This is a genomic window from Nocardia sp. NPDC059691 (genome assembly GCF_042733915.1).
GTDB classification, from domain to species: Bacteria; Actinomycetota; Actinomycetes; order Mycobacteriales; family Mycobacteriaceae; genus Nocardia; species Nocardia sichangensis.
On sequence record NZ_JBHWFB010000023.1, the window covers coordinates 14,879 to 30,466 of the forward strand.

Here is a 15,588-nt window from a genome sequence, read left to right on the forward strand (position 1 = left end):
GCTGAAAATTAACTACACGTTGGTGACGGTGCGTTGCGCTTCGGCCCCGCCACGTTCTGCCCGGCCCGCCCCACCGAGAGGAGAAATGCGCCGTGACCGCCACCCAGATCGCCGTCCTCTGCTCGCTCGTCGGCGCGGCGAGCCTGCTCGCCACCATCGGGTTGCTGCACGGACCGGCGAACCGGCGGCGCCGGGTCGGCGTCACCGAGCACGTGATCGCGGAACAACTGCCCGCTCCCGCGCTCCCGGTCTGTCCGATCGGCAGGCCGCAGCGACTACCCGTCGAGCCGTTGACGGTGGCGGAGGCGCACGAACTCATGCAGCGCCACCGGATCTGCGAACCCTCCGAGTGCGTCTACAAGTACGCGGCCTTCCGGACTCTGATCGAGGCGGGATACATGCGCGACCCGCATGCGGAAGGGGCCTGACCGCATCCGCATGCGGCGCGAGAACGGATCAGGCCGCGGCGCAGGCGGGCCGGAGAGTGTTCATCGGCGGACGGTCCAGCAGGGAGACCTCGGTGCGGTGCGCGGTGAACTCGTCGCCGATCAGCGGGAACTGGGTCAGCGCGGCGCCGGAGTCCTGGATACCGCTGCGACCGAGCACGGTGCCGAGGATCTGGCGGCTCATCACCCCCAGGTCGGCCAGCGGGCGGTTGCGATGCGTGCGCACACCCAGGTTGACCTGGCCGATCGCGGACATGCCGAGCCGGTCGTAGGTGTCGAGCAACAGCCCGATCTCCACCCCGTAGCCCGGGGCGAACGGCACCGAGGTGAGCAGTTCGCGGGTGCCCGCGTACTCACCGCCGAGCGGCTGCAACACCTGCGACAGCTCCGGTCGCAGCGCGGCCAGCAGGGGCCGGGCGACCAGTTCGGTGACGCGGCCGCCGCCATGTGCGTCCACCGCGCCGCCTTGCCGCAACGGCCTGCGGTAATACGCTTTGGCCAGGTGCATGTCGTCCACCGTGAGCAGCGGACCGAGCAGCTTCGGCACGAAGGCGGGATCCGGGTCGATGAGGTCGGAGTCGACGAAGGCGATCAGATCGCCGCTGGTCACCGCCAGCGAGCGCCACAGCACTTCGCCCTTGCCCGCAACCGGCTCCAGCTCCGGAACCGCCTGCTCGCGGCTGATCACCTCGGCGCCCGCGGCGCGGGCCCGCTCCGCGGTGGCGTCGGTCGAGCCGGAGTCCAGCACGATCAGCTCGTCCACCAGCGTGCCGAGCAGCGGCCGGATGCTGGCCACCACGTCGGCCACGGTCCGTTCTTCGTTCAGCGCGGGCAGCACCACCGACACGGTGCGCCCGGCTTTCGCGGAGACGAGTTCGTCCACGCGCCAGTTCGGGGTGTCCCAGGTATTGGTCGTCGCCCAGGCGGGCTCACGGTGTTGAAATGTCATGCCAGACCTCGCAAGGTTCGTGCGGGGGGCCGGATGCCCTGGATAGCGGCGATCATGTCCACGACCCGCCGGGTCGCTGCGACTTCGTGGACACGAAAGACTCTGGCGCCTGCCGCCGCCGACCACGCTGTCGCCGCCAATGTGCCCTCCAGCCGTTCGGAAAGACCGACACCTAGAGTCTCCCCGATGAAATCCTTGTTGCTCAGCGCCATCAAGACTGGCCATCCGGTTTTTACAAGAACGTCGACTCGGCGCAACAGTTCGAGACCGTGATAAGTGTTTTTGCCGAAATCATGCGTCGGATCGATCAGGATCGAATCCCGGCGCACTCCCGCGGCGAGCGCTTCCTCGGCGGCCCGCACCACCGTTTCGGTGACCTCCTCCACCACGTCGGTGTAGCGGACGCGGTGCGGCCTGGTGCGCGGCACCGCGCCACCGGTATGGCTGCACACCACACCCGCACCGTGCGCGGCCGCCACCGGAACGAGATCGGGGTCGGCGCCGGCCCAGGTGTCGTTGATCAGATCCGCCCCCTCGCCCACCGCCGCCAACGCAACATCGGCGCGCCAGGTGTCGACGCTGATCAGTAGCTCCGGGTACTTCGCGCGAATGGCCGCGACGAACGGCACCACCCGGCGCGTCTCCTCGGCCGCGTCCACCGAATCACCCGGCCCGGCTTTCACCCCGCCTATGTCGACGAGATCGGCGCCCTCGTCCACCGCGCGCGCCACGGCATCCATGGCCGCCGCATCGGTGAACGTGGCGCCGCGGTCGTAGAACGAGTCCGGGGTGCGGTTCACGATCGCCATCACGAGCGCCCGATCCGTCGCCACCGGCCGCCCGCACAGCGTGGGAAGCGGGGCCGCGGTCGAGCTGAACATGTCGCTCTCCCGCCTCTCCGCGAATCAGGCCGTACAAATCAGGAGACAGGGATCGCGGACAGGTCGTGTCGCCGGGGCTTGGGCGTACCCCACGAGTGACCCGTGTGCTCACGAAACCAGTGGTCTCCTAATTCTCAGACCGTACCAGTCGAGTGCCACAAGATCAGCCAGCAGTCCTCTGGCGGAGGTGGAGGAACCACCGCCACCAGGCTCTTTCCGCAGATGGCCGTCAGCTCTTCGGGGCGCGGCCCGCGGCTACATCGGCGGCGTAATCGGCGTAGGCGGGGATGTATCCCTCGGTGCGGCCCGCGAGCACGTACAGCGTGCTGTCGGGATCGTCGGCGTAGCCCTGCTTGCGCAGGTCCACCTTGCGGCTCTTGAACGTCGAAGTCTGTTCCAGCTCGTGCACGATGCGAATGAACAGCGGCACGGCGTAACCGGGCAATTGGTCGTAGGCCAGCTTCGCCACCGCCGCACCGTCGAATTCCGCGCCCGGATGCAGCGTCACCGCGGCCATGCCCGCCTTGCCGTCGGTTCCGGGGATGTCCACGCCGTACACCACCGCCTGCTCGATCGACTCCGCCTTGCTCAGCGCGCCCTCCACTTCGGTGGTCGCCACGTTCTCCCCCTTCCAGCGGAACGTGTCGCCGAGCCGGTCCACGAACGCGATGTGGTGCCAGCCCTGGTCGCGCACCAGGTCGCCGGTGTCGAACCAGACGTCCCCTGATTCGAAGCCGTCGCGCACCAGCTTGGCCTCGGAGGCGGCCTTGTCGGTGTAACCGTCGAACGGGGAGCGGTCGGTGACCTTGGCCAACAGCAGGCCGACGCCACCGGTGCGGACCCGGCGCAGGCGGCCGTTATTGTCGCGCTTCGCCTTTCCGGTCTCCTCGTCGTACGCCACGACGGCATACGGCAGCGGACCGAAACCCGCCGTCCGGTCCACGCCGAACGCGTTGACGAAGGCGATGTTCGCCTCGCTCGCACCGTAGAACTCCACGATGCGCTCGATGCCGAACCGGGACTTGAACTCGTCCCACAATTCCGGACGCAATCCGTTGCCGACGGCGAGCCGGATCAGGTGCTGCCGGTCGGTCGGCTCGGCCGGCTGGTTGATCAGGTAGCGGCACAGTTCGCCGATGTAGATGAACGCCGTGGCCTGTTCGCGAACGACCTCGTCCCAGAACCGGGACGCGGAGAAACTCCGGCCGAGGGCGAACGTGCCGCCCGCGGCCAGGACCGCGGACAACGCGACCGTGAGCGCGTTGTTGTGGTACAGCGGCAGGCAGCAGTACAGGGTGTCGTTGCCGCGCAAGCGGATTCCCAGGCCGCCGAGTCCACCCATGCTCTTGGTCCAGCGCAGGTGGGTCATGACGCTGGCCTTCGGCAGTCCGGTGGTGCCGGAGGTGAAGATGAGGAAGGCCCGCTCGCGCGCGGTGACCTCCGCACAGCTCGGCGGGTCGCCGTCGTCGGCGTCGCGGGCCGCGTCGCGGAGTTCGTCGGCCGCGAGCACGTTGGCGGGCGGTTCGGGCAGCGAGTCGATCGCCTCGGCGCACTCCGCGCCCACCACGTTCAGCACGCTGTCGAGCAGGCCGAGGCTGTGCGCCAGCACCTGGTCGCGCTGATGATGGTTGAGCAATCCGACGGTGGCCCCGAGCTTGACCGTCGCCAGCACGACGAACAGGGTTTCCGGCCGGTTGGTCATCAGCACGCCCACCACGTCGCCGCGCCGCACCCCGCGCGCGGCGAGCACGCTCGCGTACCGGTTCACCTCCGCGTTGGCCTCGCCGTAGGTGTAGCTCGCGCCCTCGAACCGCAGGAACAAGCGGTCCGGATGCCGGTGGGCGTTGCGCTGGAAATACAGCCCGACCGACGACTTGGAATCCGGCGTCACGAGCATGTTCAACGCGTTGCGGAGCATGCCGGGCGCGTCCAGGGCCATCGCGGGGAGATGCCGGGCGAGGTCGACCAAACTCACCGTCGAGCGGGCATCGGTGCTCACGTCTTCAGCTCTCCTCACGGGGTAGGCGCGCCTCCAACGCCGCGAAAGCGGACGGGAGATCGGTCACCACCGTAATCCGGGACAACGCTGTCTGGGGCACGAACTTCCGCTCGTACAACTCGTCCAGCCAGGAGAACAACCCGCGGAAGAATCCATTGGGATCCAGCACGACAACGGGTTTCTCGTGCTGCCCCAGATATCCGCCGGTCCAGGTCTCGAAGAACTCCTCGAGTGTGCCGATGCCGCCGGGTAGGGTGAGGAAGGCGTCGGCGCGGTCCTCCATCACCTGCTTGCGCTGGCGCATGGTGTCGGTGACGACCAGTTCGTCGGCGTCGACGTCGGCGACCTCCCGGTGCACCAGGTGCTTGGGGATCACACCGATGGTGTTCGCGCCGCCGGCGCGCGCCGCGGTGGCGATCGCGCCCATCATCGAGACGTGACCGCCGCCGGACACCAGTTGCCAACCGCGCCGGGCGATCTCGGTGCCCACCCGGGCGGCCAGCGAAAGATAGTCCTGGTCGGTCGTGCTCGCCGAACAGTAGACACAGACGGCGAAAGGCCGCTCGCTCACCACTGATCCTCCGTCCCGATCGCGTCCTCGGCGCCGCCCGCTATCGCGGCCGCCTGAATGATGTTCACGACCTCCTCGACGCTGTCGGTCACGTGCAGCAGTCCGAGGTCGCCCGGAGAGATCTTGCCGGACCCGCCCAGCGAATCGCGCAACCAATCGACCAAGCCGGACCAATACCTGGTGCCGAACAGGATGATCGGGAACCGGGTGATCTTGTGGGTCTGCACGAGCGTCAGCGCCTCGAACAACTCGTCGAGCGTGCCGAAGCCGCCGGGCAGGCAGATGAACGCCTGCGAGTACTTCACGAACATCGTCTTGCGGACGAAGAAGTACCGGAAATTGATGCCCAGGTCGACCCAGTCGTTGAGGCTCTGCTCGAACGGCAGCTCGATGCCGAGACCGATGGAGTAGCCGCCCGCCTCGCATGCTCCTCGGTTGGCCGCCTCCATCGCGCCGGGACCGCCGCCGGTGATCACCGCGAAACCCGCCCGCGCCAGCGCGGCGCCGATGGCAAGTCCGGCCTGGTACTCCGGGTGGTCGGCGGAGGTGCGCGCCGAACCGAAGACCGTCACCGCTCGGGGCACCTCGGCGAGAGCGCCGAAGCCCTCGACGAACTCGGCCTGGATACGCAGCACGCGCCATGGATCGGTGTGCACCCAGTCCGTGTCGCCGCGCTTGTCCAGCAAATTCCGGTCGGCGGTGCTGACGCCGTCGGCACGGTCGCGGCGGAACATGATCGGCCCGCGGAACTTCGGTCTCGACTTCGGTTCGGGGGCGACCTCACGGTCCGCGGCGTCGGTGGACATGCATTCCACGCTACCGCCCGGCAAGAGGGACTCACGGGCCGGACGAGAGAAGTCGTCCGACGTTCAGCCGGACGCAGGCAGGGCGAGACACCATCGCAATCTCGGCGCTCGAGGCGCACGTCACCGTGCGAATCAGGCGGGCGGCGAGTCGGAGTCGGGCACCCGCGATCGCGGCCATCAGCGGGAATCGGGCCGCGTGGCCGGGTCGGCAGCAACCGAACCTCCAGCCGCGCCGCTGCGCGCCCGAAGCCATCCAGGTGCACTCGGACGGGCTCGCCGGACCTCTTCGACCTCTGATCGACGCCGTCGCGGAGATCGCCACGAACGAGATCACGCGGACGGACGGGCGCGGGAAGTTCGTGCTCGGTCGATCACGCGCGCGGCGGCAGTACGGCGGTCGCGACGATCCCGGGCCGGATGCGGCGGCACCCGCGGCTTCGCACCCGCCGTTCAGTCCGGAGTGCCGCTCAGGTAGCCGCGCAGCATGGCGGTGACCGCGGTGATCTGGTCGACGGGAACGTGTTCGTCGCGCTTGTGCGCGAGGTTTGGATCGCCCGGACCGAAGTTGACGGCGGGGATGCCGCGAGCCGCGAAACGCGAGACGTCGGTCCAGCCGTACTTCGCGCGCACACCGCCGCCGCCGTGGCGCTGTACCGACGCGATCAGGTCCTTGGCCGCCGGAGCGGTCAGCCCCGGCAACGCGCCCGGCGCCGAGTCGGTCACTTCGAAGGACAACTCGAGCCCGGCGAAGACCTCGCGCACGTGCTCGACGGCTTGGTCGACGGTGCGGTCGGGCGCGAAACGGAAGTTGACGTCCAGCTCGGCGGCGTCCGGCACCACGTTGCCCGCCACGCCGCCGGTGACCCGGACCGCGGACAGACCCTCGCGATAGACGCAGCCGTCGATGTCCACTTCCCGGGCGCGGTAGTCGGCGAGCCGCTGCAAGACCGGGGCCAAGCGGTGAATCGCGTTGTCGCCCAGCCATGCTCGCGCCGAGTGCGCGCGCACGCCCGAGGCGCTCAGCCGCACGCGCAGCGTGCCCTGGCAACCGGCCTCGATCCAGCCGCCGGACGGTTCGCCGAGCACCGCGAGGTCGCCGCTGAGCCAGTCGGGCAGGTCACGTTCGATGTGCCCGAGGCCGTTGAACTCGGCGGCGATCTCCTCGCCGTCGTAGAAGATCAGGGTCAGGTCGTGCACCGGGTCGGCGACGGTGGCGGCCAGATGCAGGAAGACCGCGTCGCCGGATTTCATGTCCACCGAGCCGCAGCCGTAGAAGACCTGTTCGCCCGTCGGGCCCACCGCGAACCGGCCGGGCACGTTGTCGGCGATCGGCACGGTGTCCAAGTGCCCGGCCAGGATCACCCGGGTCGGCAACCCGCGGTGGGTGCGTGCCAGCACCACGTTCCCGTGCCGGAGGATCTCGAAGCCCGTCGTCTGCTCCAGCAGTGCCCGCTCCACCGCGTCGGTGATGGCGGCCTCGTCGCGCGAGACGCTCGGGATGTCGACGAGGGCGGCGGTCAGTGTGATCGGGTCCGCATGCAGGTCGATGGTCACGCGCTTCACCCTACGACCGCTCACCCGCGAGGCCCGCCGGTACCGGTCGGTGTGCCGCCGCATCGTCCGGGACCGTCATCGTGCGCAGGCATCTCGCCGGAGTCGTCCAGGCGATGGTGCGGTCATTCTCGGCCCAGACACTGTTCGGCGTGCGACAGTGCGGCCGTTGCGCGTATCTCCGGTCGGCGCAGTGGTCTCGTTGATCGGGCGATCGAGCGTCGGCGCGACTGCTGACCAGGGCACTCGGCCGACCGGTCCTGGAGCTGGAGGCGTATCGAGCCTGGTGATCGCGGTCTCCGGAGCAGCCGCACCATTGCCGGTGGCGGGTCGGTAACCTCTAGGCCGTGAGTATCCAGGGAGCAGCAGCAATCGGTATCGCCAACGTGACCGCGGACGGGACCGTGCTGGACACGTGGTACCCGAACCCGCAGCTGGGCGAGTTCGCCGAGACCGGCAGCAAGCGGCTGGACGAGGCGCCCGCAGAGTACGCGGCTCTGCTCGGCTTCGACGACGCCCGCGGGGTCGACGTGATCGCGGTGCACACCACGATCGCCGACCTGTCCGCCGCCCCGGTGGACGCGCACGACGTCTACCTGCGCCTGCACCTGCTCTCGCACCGCCTGGTCAAGCCGCACGAGGTGAGCCTGGACGGCCAGTTCGGCCTGCTCACCAACGTGGTGTGGACCAACCACGGCCCCGCCGCGGTGGAGGGCTTCGAGGCCACCCGCGCCAAGCTGCGCGCCCGCGGCCCCGTCACGGTGTACAGCGTGGACAAGTTCCCGCGCATGGTCGACTACGTGCTGCCCTCCGGCGTCCGCATCGGCGACGCCGACCGGGTCCGCCTCGGCGCGCACCTGGCCTCCGGCACCACCGTCATGCACGAGGGCTTCGTGAACTTCAACGCGGGCACCCTCGGCGCGTCCATGATCGAGGGCCGCGTCTCCGCGGGCGTCGTGGTCGGCGACGGCTCCGACATCGGCGGCGGCGCGTCCACCATGGGCACCCTCTCCGGCGGCGGCACCACGGTCATCTCCATCGGCGAACGGTCGCTGCTCGGCGCGAACTCCGGCCTCGGCATCCCCCTCGGCAACGACTGCGTCCTCGAGGCCGGCCTCTACCTCACCGCGGGCACGAAGGTCACCACACCCGACGGCACCTTGGTCAAGGCCGCCGAACTCGCAGGCCGCGACAACCTCCTCTTCCGCCGCAACTCCACCACCGGCGCCGTCGAAGTAGTCCCCCGCAAAGGCACCGGCATCGAACTCAACGCCGACCTCCACGCCAACGACTGAACGTTCCGCGAGTGGCACATGGTGGTGCCACTCGCGGAGTTCGGATCAGGCCGAAGGCGCTTCCGAGAGCCCGAAGGCGATGACTCGGTGGGGATGGATGCGGATCATTTCGCGGGAGACGCCGGGGATGTACGGGTCGACGTCGGTGAGTGCTTCGGCGGTGCCGCGGATCTCGAGGCAGCGGACGCGCCATGGTTGAACCGACGCGACGTCGTCGACGACGAAGGCGACGTGGTCGTTGGTGGCGAGGTTGCGGAATTTCCACGAGTCGCCCATGTTCCTACCCGCGATGTCGATGGTGCCCAGGTCGGCGTTGTAGCGGAAGCCGACGGGGTTGTTCTGCGGGGTGCCGTCGGGCCGGACGGTGGCCAGCCGGCCCAGCCGCTGGGTGTGCAGGTAGTCGATGTGTTCGGTGGTCAGAGTCGCAGTCATGCGCCGACCGTAGAACCTCTACCTAACTCGAGGTCAACCCCGCGGTCAGCCCAGCTTCTTCTTCTGCACCTTGCCCATGGCGTTGCGCGGCAGCGCGTCGACCACGCGGATCTCGCGCGGGCGTTTGTGCACCGAAAGTTCTTCGGCCACATGGTCGATCAACTCACGCTCGGTCGCGGCGCCGCGCAGCACGACGAAGGCGGTGATGCGCTGGCCGAGATCGTCGTCGGGCAGGCCGACCACCGCGGCTTCCGCGACCGCGGGGTGACCGAGCAGCACGGTCTCGACCTCGCCCGCGCCGACCCGGTAACCACCGGACTTGATCAGATCCACCGATTCCCGGCCGACGATGCGATGAAAGCCTTCCGGGTCGATGGCGGCGACGTCGCCGGTCCGGAACCACCCGTCCTCGGTCCAGGTCCGCGCGGTCGCCTCCGGGCGATTCAGGTAACCGTCGAAGAGCATCGGTCCGGACACTTCCAAGCCCCCGATGCTCTCGCCGTCGTGCGGCACCGGAGCACCGGACTCGTCCCGGATCCGGGTGCGCACACCACGCACCGGCAATCCGACCCAGCCCGGTCTGCGCTCACCATCGGCCCGGGTGGACAGCGTGATCATGGTTTCGCTCATGCCGTAGCGCTCGACCGGCGCGTGCCCGGTCAACTCGCGCAATCGCTCGAACACCGGAACCGGCAGCGGCGCGCTACCGGAAACCAGCAGCCGCGCGTCGGCCAATTGCTTCGCCGCGTCGGGGTCGTCGACCACCCGCGACCACACGGTGGGCACGCCGAAGTACAGCGAACCCTTGGCCGCCGCGTACGCCTGTGGCGTCGGCTTACCGGTGTGGATCAGCGGACTGCCCACCCGCAGCGGACCGAGCAGGCCGAGGATCAGCCCGTGCACATGGAACAACGGAAGCCCGTGCACCAGCGTGTCCCTCGCGGTCCAAGCCCATGCCTCGGCCAGGGCGTCCAGACCCGCGGCGATCGCGCCGCGACTGAGTAGCACGCCTTTGGGCAGGCCGGTGGTTCCCGAGGTGTACAGCACGAAAGCCGTGGTGGCCGGGTCGGGTTCGGGGTAGGTGTGCCATGACCTGGCGTGCCGCCGCACCGGCACCACGGGTAGGTCGGCGCCCTCCGGCGCTTTCCCCAGCCACGCCTGAGCGCTCGAATCGGCCAGGATGTGCGCCCGTTCCGCGGTTCCGGAGTCCGGGGGCACCGGAACCACCGTGACGCCCGCGATCAGGCAGCCGACCACCGCGAGCACGGTTTCCACGGTCGGCTCGGCGAACACCGCCACTCGTTCCGCGCGCGCGACGCGTTCGGCCACCGAAGTGGCGGCGCCCAGCAGATCGCTGCGGGAGAGGGTGGCGCCGTCGATGGTGACGGCGTCGGGGATGTCCGCTCCGCCTGCGACGGCGAGCGGGTTCAGGGAGCTGAGCAGCAGCGGCGGACCGAACGGCATTCGCTCACGCTACTTCGCCGGATCAGCGGCGGTGTCGCGGCATCCCGCGCCGGCCGGCGCAGAATGTGACGGTTGACACTCCCGCTGACGTGGTGAGAACGTTGGTGCATAGCTTTCTCAGCACTGCGAGGTCGACGATGACGAGGCCACTTTCCGCGACGCATCGTCCCGAATCGCCGGACTCCTTCGACATCGGGCGATACCTCGACGGCGTGGCCGGCCTGTTCGGCGGCGTCGCGAACGTCATCATGCAGCTGAGCGCTCCTCCGGTCGGTTACGGCGTGCTGGAGAGCACCGTCGACAGCGGAAACGTCATGTTGCATCCGGTCAAACGGCTGCGCACCACGTTGACCTACCTTTCCGTAGCGATGCTCGGCACCGACGAGGAACGCGCCGCCTACCGAGAAGCGATCAACGTCTCGCATCGCCCGGTCCACTCCACCGACTCGAGCCCGGTGCACTACAACGCCTTCGATCCCACCTTGCAACTCTGGGTCGCGGCCTGCCTGCATTGGGGAGCGCGGGATCTGTACGAGCGCATGCACGGCCCGATGGACGAAGCGACGGCCGACGCGTTCTACCGTCTCGGCGCCAGGCTCGGCACCACCCTCCAGATGCCCGCAGCGATGTGGCCTCCCGACCGCCGCGCCTTCGCCGAGTACTGGAGCGCGAACCTCGCGGCGACCAGCATCGATCCGACGGTCCGTGCCTACTTCGACGACCTCATCGACCTACGCATGCTGCCGCGACCCGCGCAGCTGGCTTTCGGGCGCCTGCACCGCTTCTTCGTGACCGGATTGCTGCCCCGGCACCTGCGCGACGAGATGGGGATGACCTGGACCGACCGCGACGAACGCGTACTCGGCCACCTTCTGCGCGCCGTCGGGGCCGCCGAGTCCCGGCTACCGCGAACGATCCGCGCGTTCCCGCTGAACGCCTATCTCCTGGATATGCGCATCCGGCGTCGACTCGGCCTTCGTCTCGTCTGAGCCAACCCTCGTTTCATTCCAGTTACTGGTGGGCAATCGCATCTCGTATTGCTGATCGTGCCTGCACAGCGCCGTCCGACGCGACGTGACGCCACCAGCCAGGAGGAAACGATGGGCTACCGAACGACGTTGACCGCGCTGATCGCCTGCGGGTTCCTGGCGCTGGCCGCGCCGGTCGCCCGTGCCGATGAATCCGCCGAAACCGAAGTGGCCGCGGTGCCGCCGCGCACGGCGATCTCCGTACGCACCTCGGTCGGCATCGGCTGGGGAACACCGAACGAACACGAGTCACGCTCGAGTCTGTCGCTGTCCAAGCTCTTCCTGGCCGACTACGCCCTGCGCCACGGCGACGGCTCGGCCGAGGACCGCATGCTGGGCGAGCAAATGATCCGCTACTCAGACGATGGAGCCGCGACCGTGATGGAGGCCAAGTATCCACAGGCCATCGCGGCCATCGCCGCCGAATACGGCCTCGCCCAGACGGTGCCAGGACCCAGTTGGGGCGCGGGGGCGACCAGCACGGCGAACGTGTCCGACTTCCTCGCCACCAAATTGCGCACCGATCCAGGATCACCGATCTTCGGATGGATGGCCGCAGCGGGATCGACGGCCCGAGACGGCACCGAGCAGAACTGGGGCACGGCACGATGGCCCTTCGTCCAGGGCAGCAAATGGGGCTGGTCGGATTTCGGCGAGCCGGAGGTCGCCTCGACGTCCTACGGCCCCGGTTTCGCGGTGACCGCGCACACCCACGGCACCGCGGCCGAGCAGACCGCGGATGTCATGGCCGCGCTCGGGGCGATGCTCTTCGGCCTTCCGCAGCACCGCTGACGTCAGCGCACCCGGAAGGACACCACGACGTGGTCGCGGGCGAACTGCCGGATCGATGCGTCGTCGCCGAGCGGGATCACGGTCTGCGGGGTCAGCGCCAGTGACAGCGCGGTGCGAGCGATCATCTCGGCCAGCGGCTCCGGATCGTATTCCGGCAACTTGCCTTCCCGCTGCAACCGCGTGACGAACTCGGCCAGGTAATCCCGGCCGAGTTCGATGACCGGCGCGCCCTGGGTGGTGAGGTACGGCAGCACGAGTTCGGGCTCGGTGGCCAGCAGCCGGTGGATCAGCTGGTTTCCTCGTAGGCCGTTGATGAACGCGGCGAACAGTTCGACGATCTGGTCCTCGGCGCTCGCGTCGCGATCGACCTGACGCTGGAGCGCGGCGTCGACCTCCTGGATGAAGTCGCGCGTCTGCCGCAGTCCGACGGCCCGGATCAGATCGGATTTGCTCGCGAAGCGGCGGTAGAGCGTGGCCAGCGACAATCCGCCGCGACGCGCCACTTCCACCATGCTGGTGCGCTTGATACCGAAGTCGAGGAACGCCAGCAGCGCCGCGTCCAGTACCCGCGCCTGGTTGCGATCCTCCGGGGCGGCGCTGCGCACCAGCGGCAGCAGCCTGGTCAGCCTGGCCATACCTCAACCCTATCCGCGACAGCGACACGATGACACTTTCAGCATTGCACACCATCACCGCCTATCCCCGGCGATTGACAGCCCACCGAGTCGATGAGAAAGTTAGGACATTATCTTCTCATCGACCGATTCTCTGGGATCGGGCGGACACGAAAGACGAGGTCGACGATGACCGCGCCGCTGCGCACCGCCGAGCACGAACCGGATCCGAGCCAGACCCTCACCCCCGAGACGGTCGCGCAGTACGTCGACGGCGTCGCCGCGTTCCTCGGCGGCGCGGCGAACGTCATCATGCAGTTGAGCCTGCGCCCGGTCGGCCGCGGCGTGCTGGAGAGCACCGTCGACAGCGGCAAGGTCACGCTGCATCCGATCAAGCGGCTGCGCACCACCCTCACCTACATCGCCGTGGCGCTGCTCGGGTCGGATGACGAACGCGACGCCTACCGGGAGGCCGTCAACGTGTCGCACCGGTCGGTGCGCTCCACCGCCGCGAGCCCGGTCAAGTACAACGCCTTCGACCCGAATCTCCAGCTATGGGTCGCCGCGTGCCTGTACTGGGGCATCGATGACCTCTACACCCGGATGCACGGCCCGATGGACGACGCGACCGCCGACGCCTTCTACACCTACGCCGCCCGCCTGGGCACCACCCTGCAGATGCGGCCGGAGATGTGGCCGGTGAATCGCACGGAGTTCCAGCGGTACTGGGACGAGAACCTGAAGCAGCGCGGCATCGAGCCGGAGCTGCGGGACTACTTCAACGGTCTGATCGACCTGAAGATGATGCCGCGACCGGTGCAGGTGGTCTTCGCCGGATTGCAGCGCTTCATCGTCACCGGCCTGCTTCCCCAGCACCTGCGCGACGAGATGGGCATGACCTGGACCGACCGCGACCAGCGGCGGTTGGACCGGCTGCTGCGGATCCTCGGAGCCGTGCACGGCCGGCTGCCCGCGGCGGCACGCATGTTCCCGCTCAACGCCTATCTGTTCGACCTGCGCAGGCGCCTGCGGCAGGGAAAGCCGCTGGTCTGATCACCTCTCCATGTGCGGGTAGCGGAAGTCGACGGGCGGCACGAAGGTCTCCTTGATCGTCCGCGGTGCGACCCAGCGCAGCAGGTTCAACGGCGAGCCCGCCTTGTCGTCGGTGCCGGAGGCGCGTGCGCCGCCGAACGGCTGCTGCCCCACCACCGCACCCGTGGGCTTGTCGTTGACGTAGAAGTTGCCCGCCGCGAAACGCAGTGCGGCGTCGGCCTCGTCGATCGCGTACCGGTCCTGCGCGAACACCGCTCCGGTCAGCGCGTAAGGCGCAGCCGACTCGACTTCGGCGAGTATCGCACTGTAGGAGCCGGGTTCGGCGTCGTCGTAGACGTACACCGAAAGGATCGGGCCGAAATACTCGGTGGCGAACGATTCGTCGTGCGGATTGTCGGTCAGGAATACGGTCGGCCGGACGAACCAGCCTTCGCTGTCGTCGTAGGTTCCGCCGACCGGGATGGTGACGCCCGCGTCCGCGGCGCGCCGGATGGCCGCCGCATTCTTGTCGTACGCGCGCCGATCGATCAGCGCTCCACCGAAATTCGACAGATCCGCGACGTCGCCGTAGCTCAGCCGGTCGGCGTCGTGCAGGAACTCGTCCCCCATCGCGCGCCAGACCGACCGCGCGATGTAAGCGCGCGAGGCCGCCGAGCACTTTTGACCCTGATACTCGTAGGCGCCGCGAATCAGGGCGGTGCGCAGCGCGCCGGGGTCGGCCGAGGAGTGCGCGACGATGAAGTCTTTGCCGCCGGTCTCCCCCACCAGGCGCGGATAGCCCTGATACCGACCGATATTCGCGCCCACTTGCTGCCAGAGGTACTGGAACGTCTTGGTGGAACCGGTGAAATGGATACCGGCCAGCCGCGGATCGGCCAAGGCCACCTCCGACAGTTGCACCCCGTCGCCGGTGACCATGTTGATCACGCCGGGCGGCAATCCCGCCGCCTCCAGCAGCCGCATCGTGTGGAACGCCGACAACGTCTGCGTCGGCGACGGCTTCCACACCACCGTGTTGCCCATCAGCGCGGGCGCGGTCGGCAGATTCCCGGCGATGGCGGTGAAGTTGAACGGTGTGATGGCGTAGACGAACCCTTCCAGCGGCCGATAGTCCATCCGGTTCCACACCCCGGCGCTGGAGCTGGGCTGTTGCTCCAAGATCTGCCGCGCGAACGCGACGTTGAACCGCCAGAAGTCGACCAGCTCGCACGGCGCATCGATCTCGGCTTGCTGGGCCGACTTCGACTGCCCGAGCATGGTGGCCGCGGCGATCGTCTCCCGCCACGGCCCGGCCAGCAGGTCCGCGGCGCGCAGCAGCACCGCGGCGCGCTCCTCGAACGGCAGCGCCCGCCACCCCGGGGCGGCGGCCATCGCGGCGTCGATGGCTCCGTGCGCTTCCGAATGGGTGGTGTCGGTGTAGGTCCCCAGCACGTGCCGATGCCGATGCGGTGTGACGATGTCGTGCCGTTCGCCGAGGCCGGGTCGATGCTTGCCGCCGATGACCAGCGGCACGTCGACGGGTTCCGCGGACAGCTCGGCCAGCTTGCCGAGGAGTAACTCCCGTTCGGGGCTTCCGGGCGCGTAGGAGTGCACCGGCTCGTTGCCGGGCGTGGGGACAACCGTGACAGCGTCCATACCTCAGGCTAGCTCGCCGGGCAGGGCGGGCGCGGACGCCGACACGCCTCGCGGTGCCCGTTGCGCGACCGC

15 protein-coding genes are annotated in these 15,588 nt (G+C 68.8%); 5 read left to right on the top strand and 10 right to left on the bottom strand.

Annotated features, from left to right (window positions below; translation table 11 throughout):
* Positions 1-92 precede the first annotated feature (92 nt).
* Positions 93-428, top strand: a complete 336-nt coding sequence (locus ACFV2O_RS34960; protein WP_355080404.1) for a hypothetical protein — start codon at positions 93-95, stop codon at positions 426-428.
* A gap of 28 nt (positions 429-456) precedes the next feature.
* Here ACFV2O_RS34960 and ACFV2O_RS34965 read toward each other — a convergent pair whose 3' ends face one another.
* The 6 genes from ACFV2O_RS34965 to dapE all read right to left on the bottom strand — a co-directional run bounded on the left by ACFV2O_RS34965 (position 457) and on the right by dapE (position 7,206).
* Positions 457-1,395, bottom strand: a complete 939-nt coding sequence (locus tag ACFV2O_RS34965; RefSeq protein WP_355080402.1) for a glucosyl-3-phosphoglycerate synthase — start codon at positions 1,393-1,395, stop codon at positions 457-459.
* On the bottom strand, positions 1,392-2,276 hold the full coding sequence (gene folP / locus ACFV2O_RS34970; protein ID WP_379255963.1) for a dihydropteroate synthase: 885 nt from the start codon (positions 2,274-2,276) through the stop codon (positions 1,392-1,394). The genes ACFV2O_RS34965 and folP overlap by 4 nt, the downstream gene beginning before the upstream one ends.
* 229 nt (positions 2,277-2,505) lie before the next feature.
* Complete coding sequence (locus ACFV2O_RS34975) at positions 2,506-4,275, bottom strand: long-chain-acyl-CoA synthetase (RefSeq protein ID WP_379255964.1); 1,770 nt, start codon at positions 4,273-4,275, stop codon at positions 2,506-2,508.
* 4 nt (positions 4,276-4,279) lie between these two features.
* On the bottom strand, positions 4,280-4,849 hold the full coding sequence (locus ACFV2O_RS34980) for a TIGR00730 family Rossman fold protein (protein ID WP_379255965.1): 570 nt from the start codon (positions 4,847-4,849) through the stop codon (positions 4,280-4,282).
* Positions 4,843-5,652, bottom strand: a complete 810-nt coding sequence (locus tag ACFV2O_RS34985) for a TIGR00730 family Rossman fold protein (RefSeq protein ID WP_355080394.1) — start codon at positions 5,650-5,652, stop codon at positions 4,843-4,845. Before ACFV2O_RS34985 ends, ACFV2O_RS34980 begins: the two co-directional genes overlap by 7 nt.
* Positions 5,653-6,102: 450 nt before the next feature.
* Positions 6,103-7,206: a succinyl-diaminopimelate desuccinylase gene (dapE, locus tag ACFV2O_RS34990; RefSeq protein ID WP_379255966.1), complete on the bottom strand. Its 1,104-nt coding sequence runs from the start codon at positions 7,204-7,206 to the stop codon at positions 6,103-6,105.
* Positions 7,207-7,550: 344 nt separating this feature from the next.
* Here dapE and dapD point away from each other — a divergent pair, with 344 nt between their 5' ends.
* Positions 7,551-8,498: a 2,3,4,5-tetrahydropyridine-2,6-dicarboxylate N-succinyltransferase gene (dapD, locus tag ACFV2O_RS34995; RefSeq protein ID WP_379255967.1), complete on the top strand. Its 948-nt coding sequence runs from the start codon at positions 7,551-7,553 to the stop codon at positions 8,496-8,498.
* A gap of 45 nt (positions 8,499-8,543) precedes the next feature.
* Here dapD and ACFV2O_RS35000 read toward each other — a convergent pair whose 3' ends face one another.
* Both ACFV2O_RS35000 and ACFV2O_RS35005 read right to left on the bottom strand, forming a co-directional pair.
* The gene (locus tag ACFV2O_RS35000) at positions 8,544-8,930 is read right to left on the bottom strand and encodes a PPOX class F420-dependent oxidoreductase (protein ID WP_379255968.1); all 387 of its coding nucleotides are present in this window, start codon (positions 8,928-8,930) and stop codon (positions 8,544-8,546) included.
* 45 nt (positions 8,931-8,975) lie between these two features.
* Positions 8,976-10,394: an acyl-CoA synthetase gene (locus ACFV2O_RS35005; protein ID WP_379255969.1), complete on the bottom strand. Its 1,419-nt coding sequence runs from the start codon at positions 10,392-10,394 to the stop codon at positions 8,976-8,978.
* Between the two features lie 137 nt (positions 10,395-10,531).
* Here ACFV2O_RS35005 and ACFV2O_RS35010 point away from each other — a divergent pair, with 137 nt between their 5' ends.
* Positions 10,532-11,383, top strand: a complete 852-nt coding sequence (locus ACFV2O_RS35010) for an oxygenase MpaB family protein (RefSeq protein WP_379255970.1) — start codon at positions 10,532-10,534, stop codon at positions 11,381-11,383.
* Positions 11,384-11,494: 111 nt separating this feature from the next.
* On the top strand, positions 11,495-12,214 hold the full coding sequence (locus ACFV2O_RS35015; protein WP_379255971.1) for a hypothetical protein: 720 nt from the start codon (positions 11,495-11,497) through the stop codon (positions 12,212-12,214).
* Between the two features lie 2 nt (positions 12,215-12,216).
* On the opposite strand, the gene ACFV2O_RS35020 is transcribed toward ACFV2O_RS35015, so the two are convergent.
* The gene (locus ACFV2O_RS35020) at positions 12,217-12,849 is read right to left on the bottom strand and encodes a TetR/AcrR family transcriptional regulator (RefSeq protein ID WP_379255972.1); all 633 of its coding nucleotides are present in this window, start codon (positions 12,847-12,849) and stop codon (positions 12,217-12,219) included.
* 168 nt (positions 12,850-13,017) lie between these two features.
* On the opposite strand from ACFV2O_RS35020, the gene ACFV2O_RS35025 reads away from it, so the two are divergent.
* A complete protein-coding gene (locus tag ACFV2O_RS35025) occupies positions 13,018-13,881 on the top strand; it encodes an oxygenase MpaB family protein (protein ID WP_379255974.1) in 864 nt (287 codons plus the stop codon).
* Here the strand turns inward: ACFV2O_RS35025 and pruA are convergent, their stop codons facing one another.
* A complete protein-coding gene (gene pruA / locus ACFV2O_RS35030; protein ID WP_379255976.1) occupies positions 13,882-15,516 on the bottom strand; it encodes an L-glutamate gamma-semialdehyde dehydrogenase in 1,635 nt (544 codons plus the stop codon).
* Between the last annotated feature and the right edge of the window lie 72 nt (positions 15,517-15,588).

Coding starts and splice junctions, on each gene's coding strand:
- ACFV2O_RS35015 (WP_379255971.1), top strand. CDS start 11,495: ATGGGCTACCGAACGACGTTGACCGCGCTGATCGCCTGCGGGTTCCTG.
- folP (WP_379255963.1), bottom strand. CDS start 2,276: ATGTTCAGCTCGACCGCGGCCCCGCTTCCCACGCTGTGCGGGCGGCCG.
- ACFV2O_RS35020 (WP_379255972.1), bottom strand. CDS start 12,849: ATGGCCAGGCTGACCAGGCTGCTGCCGCTGGTGCGCAGCGCCGCCCCG.
- ACFV2O_RS35025 (WP_379255974.1), top strand. CDS start 13,018: ATGACCGCGCCGCTGCGCACCGCCGAGCACGAACCGGATCCGAGCCAG.
- ACFV2O_RS35010 (WP_379255970.1), top strand. CDS start 10,532: ATGACGAGGCCACTTTCCGCGACGCATCGTCCCGAATCGCCGGACTCC.
- ACFV2O_RS35000 (WP_379255968.1), bottom strand. CDS start 8,930: ATGACTGCGACTCTGACCACCGAACACATCGACTACCTGCACACCCAG.
- ACFV2O_RS34965 (WP_355080402.1), bottom strand. CDS start 1,395: ATGACATTTCAACACCGTGAGCCCGCCTGGGCGACGACCAATACCTGG.
- ACFV2O_RS34985 (WP_355080394.1), bottom strand. CDS start 5,652: ATGTCCACCGACGCCGCGGACCGTGAGGTCGCCCCCGAACCGAAGTCG.
- ACFV2O_RS35005 (WP_379255969.1), bottom strand. CDS start 10,394: ATGCCGTTCGGTCCGCCGCTGCTGCTCAGCTCCCTGAACCCGCTCGCC.
- pruA (WP_379255976.1), bottom strand. CDS start 15,516: ATGGACGCTGTCACGGTTGTCCCCACGCCCGGCAACGAGCCGGTGCAC.